The organism is Psychrobacter sp. CLB018, from assembly GCF_041222815.1.
GTDB lineage: Bacteria > Pseudomonadota > Gammaproteobacteria > Pseudomonadales > Moraxellaceae > Psychrobacter > Psychrobacter faecalis.
The window spans coordinates 928,382-954,280 of the sequence record NZ_CP166085.1 but is presented as its reverse complement, the minus strand read 5'-3'; the positions used below and the strand labels follow the sequence as shown (position 1 = coordinate 954,280).

At 43.7% G+C, this 25,899-nt stretch carries 23 protein-coding genes; 17 read left to right on the top strand and 6 right to left on the bottom strand.

Translation table 11 applies throughout. The annotated features are described in order from the left end of the window. Positions 1-60 precede the first annotated feature (60 nt). Positions 61-1,113 carry a tRNA 2-thiocytidine(32) synthetase TtcA gene (gene ttcA, locus AB8P72_RS04205; RefSeq protein ID WP_369958268.1) on the bottom strand — a complete coding sequence of 351 codons (1,053 nt, stop codon included), beginning with the start codon at positions 1,111-1,113 and terminating at the stop codon, positions 61-63. 479 nt (positions 1,114-1,592) lie between these two features. Between ttcA and queC the strand changes: the two genes are divergently transcribed. From queC to AB8P72_RS04165, 8 genes are all read left to right on the top strand, one after another. Continuing rightward, complete coding sequence (gene queC, locus AB8P72_RS04200) at positions 1,593-2,423, top strand: 7-cyano-7-deazaguanine synthase QueC (protein WP_369958072.1); 831 nt, start codon at positions 1,593-1,595, stop codon at positions 2,421-2,423. A gap of 343 nt (positions 2,424-2,766) precedes the next feature. Further along, positions 2,767-3,096 carry a hypothetical protein gene (locus tag AB8P72_RS04195; RefSeq protein WP_068408057.1) on the top strand — a complete coding sequence of 110 codons (330 nt, stop codon included), beginning with the start codon at positions 2,767-2,769 and terminating at the stop codon, positions 3,094-3,096. A gap of 171 nt (positions 3,097-3,267) precedes the next feature. Beyond that, on the top strand, positions 3,268-3,765 hold the full coding sequence (locus tag AB8P72_RS04190) for a peroxiredoxin (protein WP_191690600.1): 498 nt from the start codon (positions 3,268-3,270) through the stop codon (positions 3,763-3,765). A 71-nt stretch (positions 3,766-3,836) separates the two neighbouring features. Further along, positions 3,837-5,333 (top strand): dihydrolipoyl dehydrogenase, encoded by a 1,497-nt coding sequence (locus AB8P72_RS04185; protein ID WP_369958071.1) that lies wholly within the window; start codon positions 3,837-3,839, stop codon positions 5,331-5,333. 224 nt (positions 5,334-5,557) lie between these two features. After that, entirely contained in the window at positions 5,558-6,745 is a 1,188-nt protein-coding gene (locus AB8P72_RS04180) for a mechanosensitive ion channel family protein (protein ID WP_369958069.1), read from the top strand. 218 nt (positions 6,746-6,963) lie between these two features. Beyond that, positions 6,964-9,261, top strand: coding sequence for a bifunctional 23S rRNA (guanine(2069)-N(7))-methyltransferase RlmK/23S rRNA (guanine(2445)-N(2))-methyltransferase RlmL (gene rlmKL, locus AB8P72_RS04175; RefSeq protein ID WP_369958068.1), 2,298 nt, complete (start codon positions 6,964-6,966; stop codon positions 9,259-9,261). Positions 9,262-9,501: 240 nt separating this feature from the next. Beyond that, positions 9,502-10,077, top strand: coding sequence for a TerD family protein (locus AB8P72_RS04170; RefSeq protein ID WP_068408067.1), 576 nt, complete (start codon positions 9,502-9,504; stop codon positions 10,075-10,077). Between the two features lie 279 nt (positions 10,078-10,356). Continuing rightward, complete coding sequence (locus AB8P72_RS04165; protein WP_068408069.1) at positions 10,357-11,415, top strand: DUF475 domain-containing protein; 1,059 nt, start codon at positions 10,357-10,359, stop codon at positions 11,413-11,415. 145 nt (positions 11,416-11,560) lie between these two features. Here AB8P72_RS04165 and AB8P72_RS04160 read toward each other — a convergent pair whose 3' ends face one another. Beyond that, positions 11,561-12,220 carry a 7-cyano-7-deazaguanine/7-aminomethyl-7-deazaguanine transporter gene (locus tag AB8P72_RS04160; RefSeq protein ID WP_068408071.1) on the bottom strand — a complete coding sequence of 220 codons (660 nt, stop codon included), beginning with the start codon at positions 12,218-12,220 and terminating at the stop codon, positions 11,561-11,563. A 327-nt stretch (positions 12,221-12,547) separates the two neighbouring features. Between AB8P72_RS04160 and AB8P72_RS04155 the strand changes: the two genes are divergently transcribed. The 3 genes from AB8P72_RS04155 to AB8P72_RS04145 all read left to right on the top strand — a co-directional run bounded on the left by AB8P72_RS04155 (position 12,548) and on the right by AB8P72_RS04145 (position 14,831). Next, positions 12,548-13,123, top strand: coding sequence for a TerD family protein (locus AB8P72_RS04155; RefSeq protein ID WP_068408073.1), 576 nt, complete (start codon positions 12,548-12,550; stop codon positions 13,121-13,123). A gap of 194 nt (positions 13,124-13,317) precedes the next feature. Next, positions 13,318-14,070: a TIGR00266 family protein gene (locus AB8P72_RS04150; protein ID WP_068408074.1), complete on the top strand. Its 753-nt coding sequence runs from the start codon at positions 13,318-13,320 to the stop codon at positions 14,068-14,070. A gap of 152 nt (positions 14,071-14,222) precedes the next feature. Beyond that, entirely contained in the window at positions 14,223-14,831 is a 609-nt protein-coding gene (locus tag AB8P72_RS04145) for a TerD family protein (RefSeq protein WP_068408075.1), read from the top strand. Between the two features lie 235 nt (positions 14,832-15,066). On the opposite strand, the gene AB8P72_RS04140 is transcribed toward AB8P72_RS04145, so the two are convergent. Beyond that, positions 15,067-16,320: a TerD family protein gene (locus AB8P72_RS04140; protein WP_369958067.1), complete on the bottom strand. Its 1,254-nt coding sequence runs from the start codon at positions 16,318-16,320 to the stop codon at positions 15,067-15,069. Between the two features lie 300 nt (positions 16,321-16,620). Between AB8P72_RS04140 and AB8P72_RS04135 the strand changes: the two genes are divergently transcribed. The 5 genes from AB8P72_RS04135 (at position 16,621) to AB8P72_RS04115 (ending at position 22,504) form a co-directional block, all read left to right on the top strand. Beyond that, complete coding sequence (locus AB8P72_RS04135; RefSeq protein WP_068406167.1) at positions 16,621-17,781, top strand: ATP-grasp domain-containing protein; 1,161 nt, start codon at positions 16,621-16,623, stop codon at positions 17,779-17,781. A 43-nt stretch (positions 17,782-17,824) separates the two neighbouring features. Continuing rightward, positions 17,825-19,114, top strand: coding sequence for a phosphoribosyltransferase domain-containing protein (locus tag AB8P72_RS04130; protein WP_068406171.1), 1,290 nt, complete (start codon positions 17,825-17,827; stop codon positions 19,112-19,114). A 101-nt stretch (positions 19,115-19,215) separates the two neighbouring features. Next, entirely contained in the window at positions 19,216-20,034 is an 819-nt protein-coding gene (locus tag AB8P72_RS04125; RefSeq protein ID WP_369958066.1) for an HAD hydrolase family protein, read from the top strand. An 88-nt stretch (positions 20,035-20,122) separates the two neighbouring features. Further along, complete coding sequence (locus AB8P72_RS04120; RefSeq protein ID WP_369958065.1) at positions 20,123-21,280, top strand: cysteine protease StiP domain-containing protein; 1,158 nt, start codon at positions 20,123-20,125, stop codon at positions 21,278-21,280. Positions 21,281-21,427: 147 nt separating this feature from the next. Beyond that, entirely contained in the window at positions 21,428-22,504 is a 1,077-nt protein-coding gene (locus AB8P72_RS04115) for an HpcH/HpaI aldolase/citrate lyase family protein (protein ID WP_369958064.1), read from the top strand. A gap of 178 nt (positions 22,505-22,682) precedes the next feature. Here the strand turns inward: AB8P72_RS04115 and AB8P72_RS04110 are convergent, their stop codons facing one another. Next, the gene (locus AB8P72_RS04110; RefSeq protein ID WP_198327901.1) at positions 22,683-23,495 is read right to left on the bottom strand and encodes an alpha/beta fold hydrolase; all 813 of its coding nucleotides are present in this window, start codon (positions 23,493-23,495) and stop codon (positions 22,683-22,685) included. Positions 23,496-23,824: 329 nt separating this feature from the next. Between AB8P72_RS04110 and AB8P72_RS04105 the strand changes: the two genes are divergently transcribed. Further along, entirely contained in the window at positions 23,825-24,622 is a 798-nt protein-coding gene (locus tag AB8P72_RS04105; RefSeq protein ID WP_198327900.1) for an enoyl-CoA hydratase/isomerase family protein, read from the top strand. A 96-nt stretch (positions 24,623-24,718) separates the two neighbouring features. Here AB8P72_RS04105 and AB8P72_RS04100 read toward each other — a convergent pair whose 3' ends face one another. After that, entirely contained in the window at positions 24,719-25,165 is a 447-nt protein-coding gene (locus AB8P72_RS04100; protein ID WP_193031206.1) for a PACE efflux transporter, read from the bottom strand. A gap of 156 nt (positions 25,166-25,321) precedes the next feature. Further along, a complete protein-coding gene (locus tag AB8P72_RS04095) occupies positions 25,322-25,765 on the bottom strand; it encodes a DUF805 domain-containing protein (protein ID WP_227678215.1) in 444 nt (147 codons plus the stop codon). Positions 25,766-25,899 lie beyond the last annotated feature (134 nt).

Below are 25,899 nucleotides of genomic sequence, written 5' to 3'. Positions count from 1 at the left end.
GTTGATATCAGCAATACCGTCGCGTTTTTAGGATATTTTGACTATAGCTATCTATATGATTTAAATCACCGGATTAATCGTGGGGATTTTTTGCGTGGTACGGCTAGTTTTTGCCATGCTATCGGTGCTTTCTGCCTGCTGATCATGGTCGTGGTTGTGATGACTGGCAAACTTCGGATTAAAAACTTGAGTTTTTGGCGCTACTGGTAAACCAATCTCAGCCAAACTGTCGGTCTGCCCTGCTTGGATATTATCGCCTTCGAATAAGCGCTCATTGTCATCGCGCTCTATGCTTAAAGTTTCAAAGTCAAACAACTCGCGATCGGCCAATTGTGACGGTGCGACGTTTTGCATCGCTTTAAAAATAGACGCCAAACGCTGCGGATGGGCGTTATCCCATTCGCGTAGCATGTCATTGATAATTGCTCGTTGCAGATTGGTTTGGCTGCCGCATAGATTACACGGAATAATCGGAAACTCTTTTAAACGTGCGTATTCAATGATGTCTTTTTCTTCAACATAAGCAAGCGGACGAATCAGTAAGTTTTGCTTATCATCGCTTAGCAGTTTTGGCGGCATAGATTTCAGCGCGCCGCCGTGGAATAAGTTTAAAAAGAACGTCGCCAGCATATCATCGCGGTGATGACCAAGGGCGATTTTGGTGGCACCGATTTGTTTGGCAAAACCATATAGCGAACCGCGACGCAGGCGTGAGCAGGCCGAGCAGTACGTTTTACCTTCTGGCACCACGCTTTTGACGATACTATAGGTATCTTTTTCTAAAATATAATGGGCAATACCTTGCTCATTCAAATAAGCGGGCAAAATATCTTCTGGATAACCGGGCTGTTTTTGGTCAAGATTTACCGCAACGATATCAAAGCTAATCGGGGCAATGCGTTTGAGCAGCAATAAGATATCGAGCAACGTATAGCTGTCTTTACCGCCTGAAACGCAAACCATAACAACATCGCCGTCTTCAATCATATTAAAATCGCGAATCGCCCATGATACTTGGCGACGTAGCTTTTTTTGTAGCTTGCGAAATTCTGCCGTTTCAGTCGGTAAAATGTGCGTAGAAGATGCTTGCTCAGCGGTATTATCGTTACTCATGGTCTCGTCAGCACCGTCGTCATCCATGCTATCAGTATCTTCAGCATCACTATCCCAGCCAGTATTGGTAGAATCGGCATCTGCAGAAATCGTATCGCTAGTTGCTGCATCAAACTGGGAAGGGATTTTAGGCGTAAACAAGGTCGCTACGGTCATAAGGCACTCAATATCTTTACAAAGTTGATGTTACGGTAAAAATAAGCAGCCGTAACTTTAACAAGCTGGCTTTAAAAGCAGCGATTATAACAAATTTTGCTAACAGATTGAAAAGTCGCACAAAATTAGTGGCTTTTTGTGCCCATTTTTATCGCCACTTAAGGGCAATTAAACATATCTTCAAAGTTATGTAATAATGCCACCTTAGGGCGTTTCCTCAATTCAATCGATAGACATCTAAATGAGGACACGCCCTAGTTAAAATAGCCATTTCTCAGAAACTCAAATTTTTCAAATTTCTTAAACCAACAATAGACAATACTATGACTCAAATAACTGCGCAGACCTCCTCTCCCAGTCTCAAAGACAATGCTGATTTAGCAGCACTACATAAAAGCCAAAATGCCGTGGTGCTGCTATCAGGCGGGCTTGATTCCGTGACGTGTTTGTATTGGGCAAAGGCGCGCTATGCGTCTGTGACGGCGGTCAGTTTTAACTATGGTCAACGCCATAATAGCGAGCTTGTCGCTGCCAAAACCATTGCAAAGACTGCCAATGTTAACCATCGCATTATTGATATCGATATCGCCCAGCTTGGTGGCTCATCACTCACCGACCACAGCATGATTGTCCCTGATGGCGATGCGGATAAATTCCCGAGTAACGATAGCGATGGCAGTGATGTCAATAATATCGATAACGTTGATAACGTCGATAACTTTGATAATAATGCCATTCCAAATACCTATGTGCCGGCGCGTAATACCATATTTTTATCTTATGCCTTGGCAGTCGCTGAAGTCACTGATGCTAATCATATCGTCATCGGTGTCAGTTCGGTCGACTATTCAGGCTACCCTGATTGTCGTCCAGAATATATCGCCGCCTTCGAACACATGGCAAACCTTGCCACCAAAGCTGGCGTTACTGGTCATCATTTATCGATTCAAACGCCGTTGCAGCATTTATCCAAAGCCAAAACCATTGAGCTCGGTTTAGCGCTCGGGGTCGATTATGGGCAGACGATTTCTTGTTATCAGGCAGATGCCAATGGTCTTGCTTGCGGTATTTGCGACAGCTGCGTCCTACGCCGCCAAGGATTTGCCCAAGCTGGGGTTGCTGATCCGACGCGTTACCAGTCTAATGAGTCTTAATAAGCCTTTGGAAATATTCTGTTAAGCACTTGAAAATGCCACTATTATTATCTTAGCATAATGGCTTATTAAACATTTGCGCAACATTTGCTTGCATTAACACAGCACGCTAGCGTTGTATTTTAGACGATTTACTTGCTATGGTATGAGCGACTATGTCAGTCACAAGCGGCATATACTGCTGGTTTACTAAAATATAATGAGTGACATAGATAAAAAAGGCTTTTATAGTTACCTATACTTTTATCATCACTTATATAAGCCATAAAACCTGTGACCACATAACACTACCAAGATTTTTATATAAAATCTGAGAAATTGACACGACCCGTAGAGGATGTTTATGAAGTTTTTGCCCGTTTTACCCCTAGCTCTTGCGGCGCTGTTTGCCTTACCACAAGCAAACGCAGCCGACATCAAACAAGACAATATCAATACCTGTGTCAATGGCGCGGTCAAATATAAAGTCGCTAATAAAAGCGATGCCACCAAACTTTGTAACTGCACCATCGGTGTCCGTAGCAATATGACCATCGGTCAAATGTGGGAAATCGAAAGCTATGCAAAAAGCAAAAAAGACCCATCAGGTCTTCCCTACGTGAAAAAAATGCAAAAAGACTTGCAGCAATGCACCGTGGGCTTGGACCTAAAACAGCCACAAAAACCTGCCTAAGCTGCTTAAGAAAATATTTGCTAAAAAATACAAAAGACTGGTCATTGCCAGTCTTTTTTGTTGCGAATGAATAAGTGAAGTGTAAAACGGAGTATTTATTTCTGCCAATCTGCCTATAATAAGACCACCTACCATAATATACGCATAACCGAAACTAATAAGGATTTTATAATGGCTAAGCCCACCACAGAGAACCTTGCCCTGCCCGATTTTCCGGTCACTATCGTGCGCGAGCTAGACGGCAATTTTATTCATGACGATATCAGCCTAAAAGAGCTGGTTGCCCATACCGATAAGGGGCTTATCTTATATTTTTATCCAAAAGACAATACCCCAGGCTGCACCACGCAAGCGACAGAATTTACTACTCATATCAATGCATTTGATGAATTGGGCTACGATATCATCGGTGTGTCGCGCGATAGCGTTGAGTCTCACGAAAAATTCATCGCTAAGTACAATTTGCATATTCCCCTGATTAGCGACAGTGACGAGAAATTATGCCAATATTTTGATGTGATTAAAGAAAAAAATATGTATGGCAAAGTCAGCTTAGGCCTTGTACGCTCAGCCTTTGTCTTTAATAAAGATGGCATACTTACTCATGCACAGCGCAATTTACGCGCAGCCGGCTATACCGAACGCTTACTCGCCACGCTCGCGCCATAATATTTTTATGATTATTTGGCAATTTTATTTATCTCTATCGACTACGATAAAACCTTTTTTTTGTGAGTAATATGAATCAACAGACTGACAGCACCGCCGATAATAACACTAATAAAAAAGCGACGCGCAAGGTATCGGTGGCGGTCATCGGCGCCGGTACCGCCGGTCAAAACGCCTTTCGCCAAGCCAGAAAACTAAAAGACGACGTCCTCATTATTAATGACGGCTCTTGGTCAACGACTTGTATTGCCGTCGGCTGTATGCCGAGTAAACTTCTCATCGCTGCTGCCGATCGCGCCCATGACACCAACCATTCTGGCGAGTTTGGTATTCATGCTACTGCTCAAATAGATGGCAAACAAGTGATGGAGCGGGTTCGCGCCGAACGCAATCATTTTGCCAGTTACGTCCAAAAGCAAGTAGAAAGCTGGCCTGCTGAGACAAAAATAGCGGGTCGAGCTTATATCAACCAACAAGGTCTTATTGAGGTCAATGATGAACTCATCGAAGCCGATAAAATTATCGTGGCGACTGGTAGTAAGCCGTTTATCCCTGATAACTGGGCGGATAAACTTGGCAAAACATTATTGACTTCCGATACCGTCTTTGAGCTAACTGATTTACCAAAGTCTCTCGCCGTCAGCGGCGCAGGGGCTATCGGCTTGGAGCTCGCCCAAGCCTTTACACGTTTGGGCGTCGAGGTGACACTTTTTAATCGCGACAAACGCGTCGCCGGTCTAAAAGATGAGGATATCAGTAATAAAGCCATTGATTGCTTAAGTCGTGAGCTGACCATGCATTTGGGTAGCAAAATTAACGACGTCGGTCAGCAAGCAGCTAGTAATGATGGCTCAGCGGCTTTTATCGATTACGAAGACAGCGCTGGTGAGACGCGCCAGTGGCAGGGCGAGTATGTATTGGTCGCTACGGGCCGACGCAATAATATCGCAGCCCTAGGCGTTGAAAACTTGGGCGTTGAGCTTGATGACAAAAATCGTCCAAAGCAGCTCGATAAAAAAACAGGTAAAATTGGCAATTTAGAAGTTTATATTGTCGGTGACGCCAATGCCAATCTGCCTTTATTACACATTGCCAGCGATGAAGGTTTTAGTGCGGGTAGTATGGTCTGTAACAACAATAGCGATGCTTATATCCGCCCAACTGCTACGCCGTTTTCTATCGTCTTTTGCTCGCCACAAATCGTCAACGTCGGCATGTCGCTACCTGCAATACAAGCCGATTCAGAGCTTGAATACGTCATTGGAAAAGTCAGCTTTGATAATCAAGGTCGTAGCCGCGTGATGGGTGTCAATTGTGGTCTACTGCACATTTATGGTTGCAAAAAAACAGATAGAATCTTGGGCGCAAGCATGGTTGCCCCTGATGCTGAATATATCGGTCATATATTGGCGATGGCGATTACCAATGATATGAGTATAAAGGACATGCTCGATACGCCTTTTTATCATCCGACGATACTAGAAGGTCTGCGTACGGCGTTACGTGATGTGCAGCGTATGATGAAAATTCCTTATCAGTATCACGATACTCAAGAAGGGACTTTTTAATCGACTGATAAAACCATTTTTATTAAAATTAACGTTAATATGGTTTAAGCTATTACGCGCAGCTAAGCTCAGATTGAAAATGAGCTGCGCGGTTTACGCTGATTGTTCCTTAAAAATTTAGCGTTAAAACTTTATTATTAGATGATTTTATAGCTGAACTATCTTAGTATAAGCTCTTTTTACGATTCATTTGATGTAGACCCAAACTTTGCATGGATAAAACAATGGCAATCGCTGGTATTACTGACTTCTTTCGAGAGATTGTTCGCGACCTACATACCAGCCTATATATTGCTATCGGCGGCTCCATCGAAGAAGACTCACTCGACTGGACTTCTAAATCAGTAGAACTGGTGAGCACAGCCATCAAAATCCTAATACTGCTGGCGGTATTGGGGTTTTTTTATTGGCTTGCCATCTATCTTATCAAAAAAAGCAAAAGCCGCATTGGTCTCAATGAACGCCGCTCCAAAATCGCCCGCTCGGTATTACGCTATATTTGGATAGTCAGCAGCTTGATTGCCATTATGAGTCAGCTAAGCTTTGAACCAGATACGGTCAAAGCCACGGCCAAAGCCAGTACGTGGGCGGGAATTTACTATGTGTTATGGGCGTCATCTGGACAAATTATACATAAGGTTTTACAGCACTATGGTCTAAACGCCTCTATTGAGCAGCTGCTCAAAAATATTTTATCAGTGCTATTACTAGTCTTCGGACTTGCCAGCGTTATGGCACAATTTGGCTTTGATATCGTATCTTTGGTAGCAGGTCTAGGGATTGCCGGTATTGCCGTGGGTTTTGCCGCCCAATCGACGCTTGCTAACTTTATCGCCGGCATTACCATTTTACTTGAGCAGTCCTTTCAAGTCGGTGACTGGGTCAATATCAATGATAATGAAGGGCGGGTTGTGGTCATCGCGTTACGCACGACCCATATTTTGACCCGCGATAATATCACCGTCATCATCCCCAACTCCAATGTCGCCTCATCAGTGGTCACCAATTTGACCTCAAAAAACTTTATTCGTTTCGATATTCGTATGCGCATCGCTTTTGAAGACGATGTGGATAAAGCGCGCGAGGTCATTTTACAAGTGCTGTCTGATAGTGAAGTAGTGCTAAAACGCCCTGAAACCTCAGCGACGGTAGACGAGATTGGCGAATATGGGGTGTTTTTTGTTATCCGTTTTTGGGTTAAGCCCGCCGCCGTAGCGCGTATGCCAAAGATTAAAGAGGCCTTGACGGAAAATATCAAACGCGCCTTTGATGAGACAAATATCTCAACCCCCTACCCGCATATGCGCCTGCTAATGCCAAAAAACGTTGATTCTCCTATCGACACCAAGCCCTTTGCAACCACGACCAAACTGATTACTGAAGACAACTCATTAAAACAAGATGCTGAATAACGGCTCGATAATTTCAAAACCCAGTAAGTCATCATTTTTTCAATGTAGCTTTTAAACACTGCACCATAAACACTGCACCATAAACACTGCCACTTTAAACTATCCACTTCGTAATTATGGTAAAATTGCCAGTTAAACCTCATAATTTTAAGCCTCAAGATTTTAAACATCAGGGTTTTGAGGTGCATTATTTATCAATTTAGCCCACAGGTAACCGTATGACCGAAACCACCACGCCCAACTCCTTATCAACCGCTGCAGCCGAGTTGTCGCTTGACCTTATTATTACTTGTGCCGATGGGCTTGAAGCACCGCTACAAATTGAGCTAAGCAGCTTTGGCATTGCAAGCGAAATCAAAAGTACGGGACGCTTAGCGGTCACCGGTAGCTTGCGCGACCTATATACCATCTGTTTATGGTCGCGGGTGGCCTCGCGGGTATTGATGCTGATTAAACGTAAAAATATCAATACTGAATACGATGTGGCAGAACAGCTGTATGGCTTGGCAAAATCGGTCAATTGGACCGAGCAATTTAGCTTAGAGCAGACGTTTGCCATTCGTCTGTCTGTCGATAAGCGCGTTGCCGTCAGTCAGCAATTTGCCATGCTGCGTATCAAAGATGCGATTGCCGATACCTTTAACGAAATCTATGACAGCCGTCCGAATGTCGATAGTAAAAACCCAGATTTTTCAGTATTTGCGACGGTCAATGACAAGCAGGCTGAGCTGTATTTAGATTTATCAGGTACCAGTTTGCACCGCCGTGGCTACCGCGTTGCCATGACTGAAGCGCCGCTAAAAGAAAACTTGGCAGCGGCGCTACTTTATAGCGCGGGTTGGCATAAGAAAAATGATGCCGGTAATGCCCCTTTTTATAATGCCCTAATCGACCCGATGTGCGGCTCTGGTACTTTCATGATTGAAGCGCTACTCATGCACTGCGATTATGCTGTCGGTATCGATAAAGCGGCCAATCAATTTGGCTTTTATCAATGGCAACATCATGATGAAGCGCTATGGCAACAGATGATTGACGATGCGCAGACGCGTTTTCGTGAAGCTTTAGAGATTATCAACGAACAACCTGATACATTGCCGCTCGTTTTGGGCTTCGATGCCGATAGTGGCGCGATTTTGGCGACAGAAAAGAACTTGATTGCCGCAGGCTTGCAGGATTTATTACCGCTACTTGACCTTGAAACGCGCGCCCTTAATCAGCTCAGCCACGTTTTAAAGCCATTAGCCGATAATGGCCGCTTAAGCAATCCTTTGGTCATTACCAACCCACCTTACGGTGAGCGCTTGGGCGATGAAGATATGATTAAGCCATTATATCAAGCGCTTGGGCTTATTTTGCAAGACAGCTTTGCGGGTAGTGGCGTCAATCCGATGCTTGGTATCTTGGCAGCCAATGTCGAACAGGTTGATATCTTGCCCATTAAAGAGCCAAAAACTTTGCGCTGCCATAATGGGGCAATCACGGTTTATTTCCGCTACGGTACCTTGATTGCTGGGCAAACAGGCAGCCTCATTAGGCGCTTTGAGAAGCGCGAGATTGCCGTGGAAGAAGGCCAAGACTTTATTAACCGCTTGCAAAAAAATCTGGGCAAACTTAAAAGGCTGGCTAGTAAAGACAATGTCAGCAATATTCGCGTATACGACGCTGACTTGCCTGACTTTAAAGTGGCGATTGATTTGTATGGCGATTACGTACACGTGCAAGAATATGCGCCGCCAAAGACCATTCCGGTAGAGACCGCAAAAAAACGTTTTAATTTGGCCTTGATGGGCATTCGCGAAGTGCTCAATATTAACCGCGAACAAGTTTTTATCAAAACTCGGGCACGCCAATCGGGCAATGACCAATATAGCAAGCAAGGCAATAGCGAAAAACGCGGTAAATTTTATGTTGCGCGCGAAAATGGCGCCTATTTGTATGTCAATTTTACCGATTACCTCGATACGGGCTTGTTTATTGACCATCGCAATATGCGCGCCCGTATCAAAGACAATAGCCGCGGCAAATCGGTGCTGAACTTATTTGCTTATACTTGCACGGCGAGCGTCCACGCGGCATTGGCTGGCGCGAAAAAAGTCACCAGCGTTGACTTATCGCAAAACTATCTTGATTGGGGCAAGCAAAACTTTGCTTTAAATGGTTTAAATGTCAGCAGCAATAAATATCAATTCGTCGCCGCTGATATTTTTGAATGGATTAAAGGTAATACGGAACAATTTGATATTATCTTTATCGATCCGCCAACTTTTTCAAACTCGAAAAAGTTCCAAGGTACCTTTGATGTCCAGCGTGACCATGCTGCTCTTATTAATCGTGCGATGAACCGCTTAACCTCTGATGGCGTGTTATATTTTTCCAACAACTTCACGCGCTTTGAGCTTGATGAGCAATTAACCGAACGCTATGACATTATCGATATCACGCCACAAACGATAGGTTTTGATTTTAATATCAAAAAGCCGATTCATCAAAGTTTTGAGATTCGCCATCGCTAGAGCTGCTTGGTTAAATATAAAAGCAGCATTTAAACCTTGTCTTTTCCAGTCCGTCTTAGCGTACACATAACTATGACCCAATCAGCTTTGATTGGGTCATTTTTTGTTGCTATGATAGAACGTTACTAGCAACCGTTAAGCGACAGATTTATAACCGCTTTAATCCCACTTTTGCTAGCGTTTTGATTGATATAACCAAACTATCAAACCCTTAATCACTCTAATAACAAGGATAATCTCATGGCTTTATCATTAAATAAAGGCGGTAATTTATCGCTCACCAAAACTGACCCAAATTTAACCAAGCTACTTATCGGTCTTGGTTGGGATGAGCGCGCAACCTCTGGCGCTGAGTTCGACCTTGATGCCAGCGTGTTTTTGCTAAATACCGCTGGTAAAGTACGCGGCGATCATGACTTTATTTTTTACAACCAGCTAAAATCTGACAATGGTGCAATCGAACATACCGGCGATAACCGCACGGGCGAAGGCGACGGCGATGATGAAGTCGTCAAAGTAAACCTGACCCAAGTACCTGCTGATGTCGATAAAATCGTCGTTACGGTCACAATTCATGATGCTGCTGCTCGTAGCCAAAACTTTGGTCAAGTCGCCAACGCCTTTATCCGTGTGGTCAACGAAGAAACAGGCACGGAAGTAGTACGTTTTGACTTAGCAGAAGATTACTCTGTTGAAACGGCAATGGTGTTTGGCGAAGTTTATCGTCATAACGGTGAGTGGAAATTCCGCGCCGTTGGTCAAGGCTATTCAGGCGGCTTACAAGCCATGTGTCATCAGTATGGCGTCAATATCTAACTCGATATTAACCTCTGCCAACAACTTAGCCCATACTAAAAACAATGCCTAGACATAAACACCGCCGAAACTTAGAGCAATATGGCAGCGCTATCGCTTGCCATTCTGCCAGTAAAATATGGTTGCAAAATAGTCACAATTATTCCTAGCTAAAAGACTGGAAATGCTTTAAGTTTCGTTTAAAATTAGGCAAAAAAGTGGTTAGCGATAACCACTTTTTTTGTGGTTTGTGTTTATAATAGACCGACTTTAGCTTTATGCAACCAGACAGGATATGTCATGAGACATTTTTATTTAGACTTTATCTTCACCATTATTGCCCTAGCAGTCGCGGCATGGTGGGGATATTCACACGGCGGTATAGGCGGTATGATAACCACCTTATCTATTACCGCTATTTTGGCCGTCATGGAGATTTCATTATCCTTTGATAATGCGGTGGTCAACGCCTCAGTCCTCAAAGGCTGGGACGAGTTTTGGAAAAAGATATTTTTAACCGTTGGTATTTTAGTTGCTGTCTTTGGGATGCGCTTGGTATTCCCAATCGTTATCGTAGCAGTGACGGCTGACCTTGGCGTTATGCAAGTGGTCGATTTGGCCTTAAACGATCCTAAAGAATACTCAGCCAGATTATTGGCGCACCATGCTGAAATCTCAGCCTTTGGTGGTATCTTCTTATTACTCGTGTTCTTAAACTTTATCTTTGATGATAAAGAAGTACATTGGTTTGATTGGCTTGAGAGCCGCTTGGTCAAACTGGGCAAAGTCGATGCCATGAGTGTGTTTGTCGCGCTTATCGTGTTGATGATTGCGGTATCATTTGCCAACCCTGAGCAGTCAGCCGCGGTATTGATTGCAGGCGTTTGGGGTATCTTAATATACCTTGGCGTCCAAGTGGTTTCAGGTATGCTAGAAGGCGACCTTGAAGAAGACTTAGAAAACGCTGAAGCTGGCTCAGGCGCAGCAACGAGTGCGATTATGAAAGGTGGTATTATCGGCTTCTTATACCTAGAAGTCCTTGATGCCTCATTCAGCTTCGATGGCGTGATTGGCGCCTTTGCGATTACCAATGACGTTATCGTGATTATGCTGGGTCTAGCAATCGGTGCGATGTTCGTACGTTCGATGACTATTTTCTTAGTCGATAAAGGCACGCTTGATGAGTTTGTCTATCTCGAACATGGCGCGCATTATGCCATCGGCGCGCTAGCCATCATTATGCTATTGTCGGTGAAATTCCATGTACCAGAGATTATCACTGGTCTGATTGGTATTGCCTTTATTGGTTGGGCGTTTGTCGCGTCACTCAATTATCGTAAACACCAAGCGCTTGAATAACGCAATAATTGTCGACGTAATACTTAGACTTATTCAGATTATTAAATCACAGGTCATCACCATTATTGGTTATGACCTGTTTTTTATAGTAATTGTGAAGAATAGAGTTGTGAGCAGGGATTAGCTTAGGCTATTAATTTTTGCGCTACTTATCAGCGAGCATCTTTTGCAATTTTGCCAATATCACACCATATAAAGGTAAAAAGATAAGCACGCCCATCACTATCTTAAACAGATAGTCCATCGCGCCAATCTCAACCCAGTGCGTCGCCATAAAAGCATCTGGGCTTTTATAAAAAGCGATGGCAAAAAAGCAGAAGCTATCGACCAGATTGCCAATAAACGTCGATGCCAGGGGTGCAATCCACCACGTTTTAAGCTGGCGTAACTTATTAAAGACTTTGATATCTAACAGCTGTCCAATGACGTAAGCACTAAAGCTGGCGAGGACAATGCGAAAGACAAATAAATTAAAATCGAGCAGATGCTCATGACCGACGAACTGTCCATCAGCAAATACCACCGAAAAATAGTAAGAAATGGCGAGCGCTGGCAGCATGGCAAAGAAAATAATGCGTCTAGCGAGATGTTGACCAAAGATGCGTACGGTCAAATCTGTAATCAAAAAGATAAAAGGAAAAGTAACGGCCCCCCATGTCGTAATAAAGCCAAATAGCCCGACCGGTATTTGCACTAAATAATTACTAATGGCGATGATAAAGATATGCAGGCTGACAAGCCAAAATAAAGCACGGCTGTAACGAATGGATGAAGCGGGATTGGTCGAAATGGTACAGGTATTCATAAAGGAGGCCTTTTTTTGAGTCAGGGTGGAGGGAACCTGAGCGCGCTATTATAAATGATAATAAGATAAATAGCTAAAATAGGTCAGACATGCTCGTAACATCCTCTTATATAAGCAAAAATATAACTGTCAGATAGGCACACAAAATACGCCTTGCTTAGTAAGCAAACGCTTAGTATAGTAAAACGTAATGATAGGCAGGTTATGGCGTACAGGTCGATTTATTGACCTTTTTACGCTGAAATACTTACATCCAAATAGCATGACTGCCCTATTTTTATTTTATAAAATCAAATCCACTTAATTATTAATCCAAAGGATATTTATATGGCTATTAGCTTAACAAAAGGCGGCAACGTAAACTTATCAAAAGAAGCCCCAGGCTTAACCAACATTACCGTTGGTCTTGGCTGGGATCCACGCGCTACTGACGGTCAAGAATTTGACTTAGACGCCATTGCCTTTTTGGTAAACGAAGCAGGCAAAGTGCGTAATGACCAAGATTTTATTTTCTTTAACAATCTAAAGTCGGACAACGGCGCGGTTGAGCACACAGGTGACAACCGTACGGGCGAAGGCGACGGTGATGATGAGAAAATCAAAATCAACCTTGCCAGCATCCCAGCTGACGTCAGCAAAGTCGCTATCTGCGCCATCATTTATGAAGGTCAAGCGCGTAACCAAAACTTTGGTCAAGTCGGCGACGCTTATATCCGTGTGGTCAATGATAATGGTCAAGCCGAAATCGCCCGTTATGACCTATCAGAAGATGGTAGCACTGAGACGGCGATGATTTTTGGTGAGTTATATCGTCATAACGGCGACTGGAAATTCCGCGCTGTTGGTCAAGGCTTTAGTGGTGGTCTAGGCCCATTAGCCTCTTCTTATGGCGTTAACGTTTAACGCTCTATAAGATGTTTGTAAGACGACTACCGAAACCACTATCGCAATCGACTATTTGATTGCGATAGTTAATAAGCCATCAAGTGTGCCTATTCATAGCATTTGATGGCTTTAAATGTAATTGACCCAGTTAAATTGAAACGCTCATTTTTATAAAAAAACATTTAAGACATTAGAATAAGGATTTGCAGCTTATGGCAGCGACGTTTAGCTTAATCGGCACCATTGAACCTTTTTTGCATTGTAACTTAAAAAAAGGCGATTCGATTTATTGTGAAGCCAATGCCATGGTGATGATGGAGTCGAACCTTGAGCTTAAAGGTAAGCTACAAGGCGGTCTTATGCAATCACTGATGCGCCGCTTTGCCAACGATGAATCCTTATTCCAACAGCAGATTGAAGCCGTCAATGGTGAAGGTGATTGTCTGCTAGCACCGACGCTTGATGGCGATATGCAAATCATCGATTGCGGCGCGCAGCAATATACCTTGAGCGATGGCGCGTTCGTTGCCGCACAAACTGGCGTCGATATCAGAGCCAATATCCAGCGTAACCTCGGCGGCGCGGTCTTTGGTGATACCGGCGGCTTTATGGTGATGCAAACCCAAGGTCAAGGCCAAGTTGTCGTTTCTGGTTTTGGTTCGCTATTTGAGATTGATGTGACGCCTGATAAAGACGTCATCATTGATAATGGCCACGTGGTCTGCTGGGATTCAAACCTTGATTATAAGCTTTCGGTATCGACCAGCAAGAAAAAAGGCATCATGAGCAATATTATCAATTCGGTCACCAGTGGTGAAGGCATGGTTTTAAACTTCTCAGGAACAGGCAAAGTCATCATCTGCTCGCGCAATCGTGACAGCTATCAAGGCTGGTTACAAAGCATCTTAGGTACCAGCTCAGGCGGTCGCGGTGGCAGCGGTGGTTTTTTAGATAATATTTTGTAATTGAAGTTGCATTTTATCATTAAAGTTATATTCCAGATTGATAGCTATAAAACAGCGCAGGAATGAAGCACTAAAACAGCGCAGAAATGAAGCATTAAAAATAAGCACTAAAAATTCATTAATCCCCTCACAATTATTATAAGGATTTTACCATGGCAGTTAGTCTACAAAAGGGTCAAAAAATTTCCCTCAGCAAAGAAGCTGGCGGCGAGCTTACGCAAGTAAAATTGGGTTTAGGCTGGGATGTTTTCCAAGGCCAGCAAGAGAAAAAAGGCGGCTTCTTAGGCAAGTTATTCGGCGGCGGTACGGGCGGCGACTCGATCGATTTAGATGCTTCATGCATTATGTTTGATGCCAATAAACAAGCGGTCGATGCGATTTGGTTCAGTCAGCTAAAATCAAAAGATGGCAGCATCGTCCATACGGGCGACAACCGCACAGGTGACGGCGATGGCGACGACGAAGTTATCAATGTTGATTTATCAAAAGTGCCAGCAAACGTAGTATCGTTAGTATTTACCGTTAATAGCTTTACTGGTCAGACGTTTGAAACCGTAGAAAATGCTTTTTGCCGCATCGTTAATGCCAATAACAATCAGGAAGTCGCCCGCTACAATTTATCAGCGCAAGGTGGCCATACAGCGATGATTATGGCAAAAGTCTATCGTCATAATAACGAGTGGAAAATGCATGCCATTGGCGAAACTGCTTCTGGTCGTACTTTTCATGATTTGATGCCTGCTATCACGCCGCATGCTTAATTCATTGCAGCTCCACTTGTAAGACTGTTAGTAATCTATAAGCAATCAGCCCGTCTATTTACAGTAGACGGGCTGACTTTTTTATTAAATAATACTCTTAAAACCCCACTCTCAACTTATTTTTCTAAGGTATTGGTTTACTTAGTTTTTAAAATTTCAGTTAAAACAATTAAAATTTTAAATTCTATAAAAATCAAAGGCCTACGATAAGTTGAGATTGGCGTTCTTAAAGCACTTACTTACGCCCACGCTTCCAGCTGAAGCCCCAATTAAAAGCTTTGTCCATTTCTTGGTGACCTTGAAAATATTGATTGATACGCTCAACATTGATACTGCCTTGCTGATTGACCAAACGCGCAATTGCGCACATCGGCAAATTACTTGTGCCTTCTGTCAAACGAGTTTCAATCGGTGGCTGCTCGGGTACATGAATGGTCACGACACCATCGGTTTGCGCCCAATTTGGTACGCCTTCGTAAATAAAAGCAAAGATAAAGACTTCTTCAATCTGCGACCACTGTTGGCCGTTGATATCGAGCCACTCACCGCCGCTGACTTGTCCGGTTCTATCATCGGCACGGAGCAACACATAAGGCGCTGATTGTAAGTTACCAAAGCGATTGCCCAAAGCCTGAATCAGCGTCTTTTCGCCATTTTTCAGATGAATCATCGCCCCGACATCAAGGTCAATACCGCCCGCCTTATGCTGTTTAAATAAATCGCCGAGCAAGCCTTTTTTGGGGGCTGATTTATCGCTATTTGGGCGCTGATTCCAGTTAAGGTTGACAGAGATTTTACCAAAATCATCGCGTTTCTTTAGATTGATGCTAGATTGGTTCTTGGTTAAGGTGATTTTACTGAGATTAATTGACGGATTTTGAGCAGCGCTAGGAATTGGCGGCGGCGTAGTTGTTTGCGGCGCACTACCCGCTTTTTGCGTGTTGATTGGCTTTTGTGTATTGATTGGTTGAGCTTGAGCTGGCGCTTCATCGGCAATCTCAACACCGAAATGCTCAGACAACGGCTTTAAGCCACCTTCAAAACCTTGGGCGATAAAACGGAACTTCCAGCTACCTTGGCGACGGTAACATTCCGCTAAGATAATGGCTTTTTCATTACGTCCGGCGGCACTTAACTGGCAAGTCATCAGCACTTGGCTGCCTTGTAGAACCTGAATATCCACATCACCAACTTGCGCCAGCGTTTGCGCACTAGAAAACGCAAGGGCAATCTTCTCAATACTCGCTGGCTGCGCAGGTAAATTAATATCAAAAAATCCATCGCTATCATGTCCACGGAAACTTACACTGCCATCATCGCTACGCGTCTGCCCATAAAATATCATGTCGCCATCGCCGCGTACTTTACCGTTAGTGGTCAGGCGATAAGCGGCGCAATCAATGGCACTTTGGCTTAAAATACGGATGCTAATGTTATCGGTTGGCAGCGGCGCATTGGCACCAGCAATCAGTTTTTGAGGTTGACTCATCATTTATCCTTTAGGTTATTTATTATTTGTTGATATGGATGCTGTTGACTATCGCACTATAGTAGCATGGATAACAGCTGATTTTTACAGCGCACGCCCGTTCAACAAAGCATTAACCAGCCGGCAAAAACATTTTTACAAATCCTTAATGCTATTTTGTTAGCAGCATTTATAACGCTTAGCATTTGTATATAATAGCCTCTATTTTAGGTAATATGATAACGCGCTGAACGACTGACCCTCTTCAAGACTCAATTCTAGTTGTTGCACTCTATAAATTTTAATAACGCTGAGAGAATTATGAAACCCCCTGCTAACCAAAGCCCTCATACAACGTCTACTACGCCATCTGCCGTTTGGTTAGCGGAAGGTCAGTCAAGCCAGCGTGATATGCTCGCCAGCCTACAATCCTTCAAAGCCCAATCTGAGACGCCATTTAACATTATCGCGTCACACCGCCATAATAGACCTGAGATTTTTGAATTTGCTGATAGCGTTTACCGTGAGCCCTCTGCAAGCGCCATAGATAGCGATGAGCAAGCAATGTTTGAATCTGCTAAGCCATTGATGCCGCGTTGGCAGTTTGTCTTAGAGCAAGCCAAAAATAACAACGTTAAAGTGCTACTCACGGGGCGCAATGGCATTGATTATGAAGCGCATCGTCAGGCATTTGAGGCGGCGGGCATTCGTTTATTGACTGGCGCGACGAGTGTGGCGGCGTTAGAAGCGATAGATGACAAATTTGCCTTTATGCAGCAGTGTCATGAGCATGATATTCCCGTCGCCGAAGCGTGGCGCTTTGATAATGTCGCAGAGCTTGAGGCGTTACTTGCTAGGCACGGTCATCAGCCTTTATGTGTCAAACCGGTGACAGGTATTTTTGCCCAAGGGTTTTGGCGACTTGATACCGACAAGGAAGCTGACGCACGATACGATAGCTTTGAACATTTATACTTTACCGAAGAGAAAAAAATCAATACCACGCAGTTTATTCATGCCTATGCAAACAGTCTGATGGTGCACGAGCGCCCAATTCCTATGTTGCTGATGCCATATTTATCAGGGCAAGAGTACTCTATCGATGTCGTCTGTGAATACGGCGAAGTATTGGCGGCTGTTACTCGTTATAAAACAGGAAAAATCCAGCATATCGGCTACGAGCAAGCGGTCATGGGTGTGATTATTCCACTGATTAAAATGTTTGGCTGTGATGGCATCGTTAGCGTGCAGACCAAGGCCGATGATGACGGTCAGCACCGCGTACTTGAGATTAATAGCCGTCCCTCTGGTGGTATCGGTTACACCACTCATAGCGGTGTTGATTTAACCCAAATTGCATTTGGCTATTGGCTTGGCTTAACCGCTAAGCCAAAGCTTGCAGATATTGCGCAGCAAATCATTCCCTGCCAAGTACGCTCAATTATGGTTAGCGTAAAGATTGAAGAAGATGCTACCGAGTAAGTAAAAATAACGATTAACAAATTGCAAGACCGAAGGAAAATAAATGCCAAATAAGCAACACAGTACGACCATCCCCCTACCACGCGGCACTCTTGATTTAACTTATCAAACCAATTCAGCTACTGCAAAAGATGGAACAAAACCAAGCAATCACTATCAATTAGAAGACTTGCTTGGATTTGCGCAGCGTATCAATCCAAAACGCGCGTTTTTATTTGTATCAAAAGTCTTAGGTCGCCATATTCCAGTCGCGCCTAGCACCATGCGTCATGCTTTTACGGATTTAGCAAACCTAGTACCTGATGATTTGCCTGAACCCATTTTGGTTATTGGTATGGCAGAGACGGCAGTTGGTTTATCTGCGGGCGTACATCAAGCGCTACAAACGCGTTACCCCAGTGCTTTATTATTAAACTCTACGCGTCATACGCAACATAACGAGGATAATACTGAAACCTTGCTAACGACTTTTAGCGAAGATCACAGTCATGCCAGCCAGCACTTAATTTATCAAAGTGCAGATACAGTAACGCAAGCGCAGCTACTAGCGAGCAAAACCTTGATTATGGTGGATGATGAAGCGTCAACGGGCAATACTTGCGTCAATGTCGTCACCGCCCTCCGTAACGCAGGGCTTGATAATTTAGAGCAAGTACATCTGACCACTTTGGTCGATTGGTCATTAAATCAGAACCAAAGTAACGCTAATGACGATACGATTGCTACGCGATTGCCAAATATCGATTTCCATCGTCATCACTTGTTATCTGGCGCGTGGCAATGGACGGATGCGCCCAACCCTGAATCCATTACCATGCCATCGGTCGACACCACTGAGGCTGGCAGTCATACGCTAGGTGATACTGGCAATTGGGGGCGCTTCCCAACGCTAGATAGTACCGATGGTTTTGATAATTACCTTTTACGGTTTCAAGCTGCCCTTAACGTTTTTAATCAGCAAGCCCAACTTGAGAAAGAACAGCTTGAGAAACGACAACTTAATAAAAAGCAGTTGCCCAAGCGGATTTTAGTATTGGGCAGTAATGAGTTTGTTTGGTTACCGTTTTTATTGGCTGAATGGCTTGAGACACAAACTCAAAACGCTACGGTTAAGTTTAGTGCCTTAACCCGCTCGCCGATTGCCCTTGGTGGGGCGATTAACACGATGCTCAGTTTTAGCGATAACTATGGGCTTGGTATGACCAACTTTGCTTATAATGTTGAGCCTAGCGATTGGGATTTGATTGTCTTGTGCGTGGAGACATCGGCGGATAGCGTTGATGAGATGTGGAAAGATTTGGATAATGTGCTGGTGGTGAGTCCGACGCTTTAAGCTATTTTATAAAAGCTAGCTTACAAAGGCTATCCTATTAAAACTATCCTTTAAACCCTACTTTACTTTTCACATTTACGCACGCTTTTATGGCAAATACTATGACTAGCCCATTTTTTCAAGCCAATCCCGATATTATCAAACCCTACGCGCTGATGGATTTGGACGATACACTTTTTCAAACCCAACGCAAAATCGATGCGTGGGAATTACCAACGTCTGAACCTGAAAACTTAGTTTGCGCGACTATTAACAAGCAAGGCAAGCCACTAAGCTTTATGAGCCAGCGCCAAGCCGCGTTCTTTAATTGGTTACTAGCTAGCACTGATCTGATAGTGGTCACTGCACGCGATCGCAGTGAAATTAAACGTGTTAAGCTGCCTTTTGATAGTTGGCAAGTCTTAACACACGGTGCGATTATTCTTGATAGAGACGGTGCGCTACAAATTCAGTGGCAACAGCGTATGCATAGTGCACTTGCACCACTGCAAGATAAATTGCAGCAGCTAAGCCAATTATTTGCCAATCACAGTAGAAATGACAACAGCCAGCTGATATTTACACCGCATATCGATCACTTTAATGATGGCGCTGCTAATGAAGCGCTGACCATTTATCTGGCTATTAAGCATGCGCAAAAGGACCATCAAGCGTTAGTAGAGCTCGCTAAAAAGTTGCCAACGTTAATACGTGACTTTGAGCAAGATTTTTATGTGCATGTGAATGCGAATAATCTGGCGATATTGCCGCACGCGGTTCATAAACGTCATGCGGTACAGTTTTTATTAGTCCAGCATTTAGACCATCAGCGTCCGAGCTTTGGTTTTGGTGACAGCTTGGCCGATTTGCCATTTTTGCAATTGCTTGACTGGTACGGCATGCCCAATCGTGGTCAGCTACACGACAATTTTAGTTCTTAATAGTTTTTAAATAATAACAATAGTAGTAGTAGAACTCATTTTTTTAAGTAGAAACCATCTTATGACCCATCCTATAACGAACCCTAATATGCGAAAAATGCAGGAATATGGCTCAGGCAGCTATCTTGCCAGCGATGTGACTGTGCTGCTTGATATCGTTGATAAAAACGCCGTTGCTGATGTACCAGTGAGTCAAAAAGAAGCGCTCATCCAAAGTGGACAGCGCCATTATTCCGATATGTTGACATTAGAGCATGCGCCAACTGCCATGCATGAGCAATTGTATCAGCAGGCATTAGCGCAAGGTACCACGAGAACCGCGACAGATATTGCTAACTTGGCTTATACGTTACATCATATTTTTCAGCAAACGGTAAGTACTGAACGTCCATTAATATTAGTCAGCTTGGTACGCGCAGGTTTACCCATTGGCGTATTGTTGCAGCGGGCATTAGCAGATGCTGATAGCAGCTATGCGTTGCCAAGTGTGCATTATGGTATCAGTATCATTCGCGATCGCGGACTTGATCCAGTCGCGCTACAGATGATATTGGACGCTCATCCAGACAGTGCCATCGTATTTGTCGACGGCTGGACGGGCAAAGGGGCAATTTATCAAGAGCTGGCTCGTAGCTTAGACGTCTTTAGCAACCCTAATCATCCAAACTTTGCCAATATTTTCCATCAAGGCAAGGATGTTATTCCTCTATTAACCCTTGCAGACCCCGCAGGCGTTGCTTGGTTGGCGGCAAGTGAGGAAGATTGGCTGATTCCATCAGGGTTATTAAACAGCACGGTATCAGGGTTGATATCACGCAGCTTATATACCGAGCCGCAATCGGGGCTACATCGTAGCGTCTTTTATGATAACTTGGTTGCGGTAGATCATAGCTTAGCCTTTGTTGATCATATTGATAGCACGCGGCGGGCTTTGTCTACACCTCCACAATACTTGCAAACGTTTAAGCAACCACGCTATCAGACCGCGGATTTAATTAATACGTTGGCAATTGATTATGACATTGGCAATCGCAACCGTATTAAGCCAACCATTGCAGAGGCGACACGGGCGATATTACGCCGTGATCCTGAGTGCATCTTGCTGGCCACCGCCGATCACCCAGATACCGTATTATTGCGCCATTTATGTAGCGAGCGCGATATCAATATCACGGTATTAGGTGCTAAAATACTTCCCTATCAAGCGATTACGCTGATTAAGCAGCGGGCAACAGATCGCTCATGATTCATTAATGTATTGATGCCTTGATGTATTGATGCCTTGCGAAAGAAAGGCATCAATACTGCATCAGCACCGCTGTTTTTATCATACGTCCTTACGCTATGATTTCTTGCTATAACCACTCATTTATCACTATTTACGATGCCAACTATGTCCGATATACCGCACAACGAGTCCAACCTTTATAACAACAATCAGTCTTATGCCCACCTAATTACCGAGCGTCATGCGATGCTCAAACCGCTTACCCATCATCCGTATCAATTGGGTGCTAGCCTTTATATGCCTGCAACGCGGCAAGATATTTGGCAAGTCATTACACGCGACAAATTGCCGACGATTAACAGTATTATTATCTGCTTAGAAGATGCGGTCAGCCATAGCGATGTTGAGTTGGCGCTCATACGTCTACAAACGCTGCTACATACGTGGGCGGCGCATGTCGATAGCATCAATGACCCAGCAAAAAAAAATGGCATTCAATCAAAAGCGCACACCAATCAACCAACCAGACCACTAGTCTTTATTCGTCCGCGTCATCCGGCGATGCTAGAGCAGCTGGCAGATTTTGCGCATATTGATTTGGTCGACGGTTTTGTCATGCCAAAAGTCGATATGTATAGTTTGTCTAATTGGCGTATGGCGTCTCAGAATTTAAGCACTGAGCAGCTATTGATGCCGACGCTTGAGACAGCAGCGCTCTTTAACCCGCATCACAATCAAGAATTGGCGATTGGCTTTAAAGAAGCCTTCAGTCAACCCGTTTTTGCCCTGCGTATCGGTGGTAACGACTTATTTGCCGCACTGCGTTTACGCCGTCCTAAAAATAGCATCGTTTATGATACCCCGATTGGTACGCTCGCCTATCAGCTGCTTGGCTGCTTTGTACCGCATGGTTTTTATCTTACCGCGCCAGTATTTGAATACTTAGAGCAGCCAACGCTGTTTATGAAAGAGCTGATGCGTGATGTGAACTTAGGACTGGTCGGCAAAACGGTCATTCACCCAAGCCAGATTGCGTTGGTACAGCAGGCGTATTGCGTGCCGCTGAGCACCTTGGATGAAGCGCAGGCAATCTTGCATAGCGAGGCAAAGGCGGTCTTTAAATATAACGATACCATGCTTGAGCCTGCCACGCACCGTGCATGGGCCACCGAAATCGTCAATCGCGCTGAGGTCTTTGGCACCCTTGATGATATTAATAGCGACTATACGACCCGCTTATAAATAAAGACGTTAGCCTGACTGCTTTATAGTATTTTTTAAAACTGCCGCTTTAACGTTAATCTGCTAAATGGTTTCAATAAAAAAGCCGTTATCCTATTTAAGTTAACGGCTTTTTTTCGTATAAATACTTTATTAATTGCTATGTCTGATTCAAAACTGGTTCCAGTCTCGCTCAAAGTTAGACACAGTGGGCTAAAAAGGTATTAATCACTTTATTAACCTGCTCAGGCTCTTCTACCGTCGCTGTATGTCCAGCGCCTTTAATAACCGCAAGCTTTGAGCCTTTAATGGCAAAATGCATGCGCTCCGCTTTTGAATAAGGCGTTGCCACATCTTCATCACCAACGATAATCAATGTCGGCGTGCTAATCTCGCCTAGCTGATCGTAAGTGCCCGAGCGCTCAATGACACCTGTGGTCGCCTTAACGACCCCGCCCTTACGATTGCCTTGTAACATCGTGAGCCACGCTCTGCGATCAGCCTTACGCGACTTATCGTTCAAAAAGCTACTGCCAAACATAATAGGCATGACTTTTTGACTGACTCGCTTCATACCCAGCCAGCGGATAGCCTTCATCAATTTGCGATACTGCGGGACGTTTTTTGGGTCTTCAGGGTCTGCTGACGTTTCAAGTAAGGTCAGCGATAACACTAACTCCGGACGTTTTAGCGCGATACGCTGAGCGACAAAACCACCCATCGATAACCCTAAAAAATGGCATTTATCAATATCTAGCGCATCCAACAATGCTAGCGTATCCTCGGTCAGCGTCTCCATATCATAGCCTGATTTGGTAATCTCCGACTGACCTTGCCCACGAAAATCAAACGCAATACAGCGGCAGCCAGATTTAAAGTACTCCACTTGCTTATCATACATCCGCGTATTCCATAGTAGCCCATGCGCAAAGACCATCACTGGCTTTTGCTTATCCTCCGGCGCGCTGTCTTCATAATAAATATCAACGTTATTCACATTTATCATTGGCATAATTACTTCCTTGTTTGTTGCTTGTTGATTGCTTGTTTGGTTAACGAAATCCTTAACATTACTGCCATTTAGCATAATGCACCAAGCGGATACTTCATAGCGTTATTTTTGCACGGCAGATAATATATATTTATTAAATCAAATATAAGACAAAATAAGGAAAACTCAAACATTTTTGTCCGTGCCTTTAGCGCCCACAAAACCCGCTTTTATAATCATAACAAGCTGCTATAGTAATCAGCTTGCATGACTTGTTACAACTTTGTCCATTATAACCTTCATTGTTATCCGCAATGCTTATCTAGAACTTCTTACTAAGGAAACCAACCATGTCACAACCTTTGGTCGAATATCACAGCGAAAATCATATTGCCACCATTACCATGAATGACCCTAAGACGCTAAATGCCTTTAGCACACCATTAAAAGGCGCGATTATGGATGCGCTTGATAAGGCTGATCAAGATGCCGACGTACGCGTGATCGTGTTGCAAGGATCAAACAATAATTTCTCTAGCGGCGGTCATATCGGTGAGATGTTAGAGAATGGCATGGAATCAGAAGCACTTGTGGCAAAGCTTGATTTTATGCTCAGAGAAGTGGCTGAGGTAAGCTTAAAGCTACGGAATATTCACAAACCCATTATTGCCAAATTAGAAGGTGCCGTCGCGGGTGCTGGGATGAACTTGGCATTAACCTGTGATTTCCGTATTGCCGCTGACAATGCTAAATTTGTGCAAGCATTTGTCAATATCGGCTTGATTCCAGATGCGGGCGGTATTTACTTGCTCAATCAATTGATTGGCGCGGCGAAAACCACTGAGCTTGTGATGCTGGGTGATAAGCTTACTAGCGACGATGTCGCGCGTCTAAACTTAGTCAATAGCGTCGTAAGCAAAGATGAGCTTGACGCCAGCGTATTGGCATTGGCAACTCGCCTAAGTAATTTACCCGGTAAAGCTTTGGCATCAATGAAGCATATGATTAACGTACATGCTTTTTCAGGTTTAAATGAAGCGCTCGATATGGAAGTTGACCAACAAACCATGATGGCAAAAACCGCTGACTTTGCCGAAGGCATCACCGCCTTTATGGAAAAACGTAAGCCCGTTTATCAAGGTAAATAAAAGCTTCTAACGCTACCTTCTGTACTATCAACAAAAAGACTGCCTAATTTAATAGCAGTCTTTCTGTTGATCATTTAATAAGATTAATTTCTGTATTTATGAAGAAGCAGAAGCACTCTTATCGTAATGTGGTAGGGTGAATATCTTGTCAAAACCTAAGGTAAATACAAAGGTATAAACCAAGAAAAATAGCAGTAACGCCGCCTCCATCATAAATGCTTTGATTAAACCAACGTCATACCAAATCATATAAAGTGGCAGGCAAATCAATACCAAGCCACCTTCAAACCCTATCGCATGAGCGCTGCGGATTAATAAGGTACGCTTTTTAACCTGCTTGCGCCGTTCCCACGCTTCGAAAGCCGTATTGTATAAAAAGTTCCAAATCACAGCGGCTAATGACACCATCACCGCAACGGGTAACGACTCTGCCGCATCGCTGCCGCTAAGTTTCATGAGCACAAAGGTAGAAGCAATAATAGCGATAATTTCAAAGATGGTCACATAGACAATACGACGTTTGAGTGGGGGTAAAGTAATCAACCAAGACTCCAAAGCACTTAGCACTTAAGTATAAACAAAAAGTTGCTTAGTAAAGTATCGGTCCGTCCCGAGATAGAAATGAGAAAAGAGTGCAGAGCCACGGTTTCCGCCTGCCCCTATATTATACATAAGATAATGAGAGAAACCAGTCGCAGCTTATTTTGCTGGCGGACCCCATTGATTGATTTCGAGCTTGGTATCGCTCGCTAAAAATACCAGTAAGATAATAGAGCCTATCAATGGCAAAATAGATATCAAAAACCACCATCCTGAACGGCTAGTATCATGCAATCTGCGAATAGTCACTGCTAAGCCCGGCAAGAACAAACCAAGCGCTACAACAATATAAAATAACCCTATTTCTGAATTGAAGATAATCGCATCTAAAATCATCGCTATGATGACCAATCCCATTTGCACCAATACGAAATACCAATACTCTTTACGCCGAGCACGTCCAGAGAAATTGGCATAATTCCTTAGACCTTTTTTAAACCAGTCCATAATGCCATAGTTTGCCTCAGCACTATGATTATTAACCATCCCAGAATTTGGTAAAGGTGGCGGCGTTACTTTATCAAGCATATTTTTATTTTCCATAGGATTTATTATCACTCACCTTTAACGGTAGAGTCGCCAACTAAAACATTTAATCAACGACTTTGATTATAAGCACTCAATAAAAGTTTGCAAACCATTATTCATATTTTTCAAACATGTAAAAAACCCCGTAT

Excerpts from the sequence above, each read along its gene's own strand:
- AB8P72_RS04195 (WP_068408057.1), top strand. The coding sequence starts at position 2,767 with ATGAAGTTTTTGCCCGTTTTACCCCTAGCTCTTGCGGCGCTGTTTGCC.
- ttcA (WP_369958268.1), bottom strand. The coding sequence starts at position 1,113 with ATGAGTAACGATAATACCGCTGAGCAAGCATCTTCTACGCACATTTTA.
- rlmKL (WP_369958068.1), top strand. The coding sequence starts at position 6,964 with ATGACCGAAACCACCACGCCCAACTCCTTATCAACCGCTGCAGCCGAG.
- AB8P72_RS04105 (WP_198327900.1), top strand. The coding sequence starts at position 23,825 with ATGTCACAACCTTTGGTCGAATATCACAGCGAAAATCATATTGCCACC.
- AB8P72_RS04115 (WP_369958064.1), top strand. The coding sequence starts at position 21,428 with ATGTCCGATATACCGCACAACGAGTCCAACCTTTATAACAACAATCAG.
- AB8P72_RS04160 (WP_068408071.1), bottom strand. The coding sequence starts at position 12,220 with ATGAATACCTGTACCATTTCGACCAATCCCGCTTCATCCATTCGTTAC.
- queC (WP_369958072.1), top strand. The coding sequence starts at position 1,593 with ATGACTCAAATAACTGCGCAGACCTCCTCTCCCAGTCTCAAAGACAAT.
- AB8P72_RS04125 (WP_369958066.1), top strand. The coding sequence starts at position 19,216 with ATGACTAGCCCATTTTTTCAAGCCAATCCCGATATTATCAAACCCTAC.
- AB8P72_RS04135 (WP_068406167.1), top strand. The coding sequence starts at position 16,621 with ATGAAACCCCCTGCTAACCAAAGCCCTCATACAACGTCTACTACGCCA.
- AB8P72_RS04150 (WP_068408074.1), top strand. The coding sequence starts at position 13,318 with ATGGCAGCGACGTTTAGCTTAATCGGCACCATTGAACCTTTTTTGCAT.
- AB8P72_RS04190 (WP_191690600.1), top strand. The coding sequence starts at position 3,268 with ATGGCTAAGCCCACCACAGAGAACCTTGCCCTGCCCGATTTTCCGGTC.
- AB8P72_RS04170 (WP_068408067.1), top strand. The coding sequence starts at position 9,502 with ATGGCTTTATCATTAAATAAAGGCGGTAATTTATCGCTCACCAAAACT.
- AB8P72_RS04120 (WP_369958065.1), top strand. The coding sequence starts at position 20,123 with ATGCGAAAAATGCAGGAATATGGCTCAGGCAGCTATCTTGCCAGCGAT.
- AB8P72_RS04180 (WP_369958069.1), top strand. The coding sequence starts at position 5,558 with ATGGCAATCGCTGGTATTACTGACTTCTTTCGAGAGATTGTTCGCGAC.
- AB8P72_RS04095 (WP_227678215.1), bottom strand. The coding sequence starts at position 25,765 with ATGGAAAATAAAAATATGCTTGATAAAGTAACGCCGCCACCTTTACCA.
- AB8P72_RS04110 (WP_198327901.1), bottom strand. The coding sequence starts at position 23,495 with ATGCCAATGATAAATGTGAATAACGTTGATATTTATTATGAAGACAGC.
- AB8P72_RS04165 (WP_068408069.1), top strand. The coding sequence starts at position 10,357 with ATGAGACATTTTTATTTAGACTTTATCTTCACCATTATTGCCCTAGCA.
- AB8P72_RS04130 (WP_068406171.1), top strand. The coding sequence starts at position 17,825 with ATGCCAAATAAGCAACACAGTACGACCATCCCCCTACCACGCGGCACT.
- AB8P72_RS04185 (WP_369958071.1), top strand. The coding sequence starts at position 3,837 with ATGAATCAACAGACTGACAGCACCGCCGATAATAACACTAATAAAAAA.
- AB8P72_RS04155 (WP_068408073.1), top strand. The coding sequence starts at position 12,548 with ATGGCTATTAGCTTAACAAAAGGCGGCAACGTAAACTTATCAAAAGAA.
- AB8P72_RS04145 (WP_068408075.1), top strand. The coding sequence starts at position 14,223 with ATGGCAGTTAGTCTACAAAAGGGTCAAAAAATTTCCCTCAGCAAAGAA.
- AB8P72_RS04140 (WP_369958067.1), bottom strand. The coding sequence starts at position 16,320 with ATGAGTCAACCTCAAAAACTGATTGCTGGTGCCAATGCGCCGCTGCCA.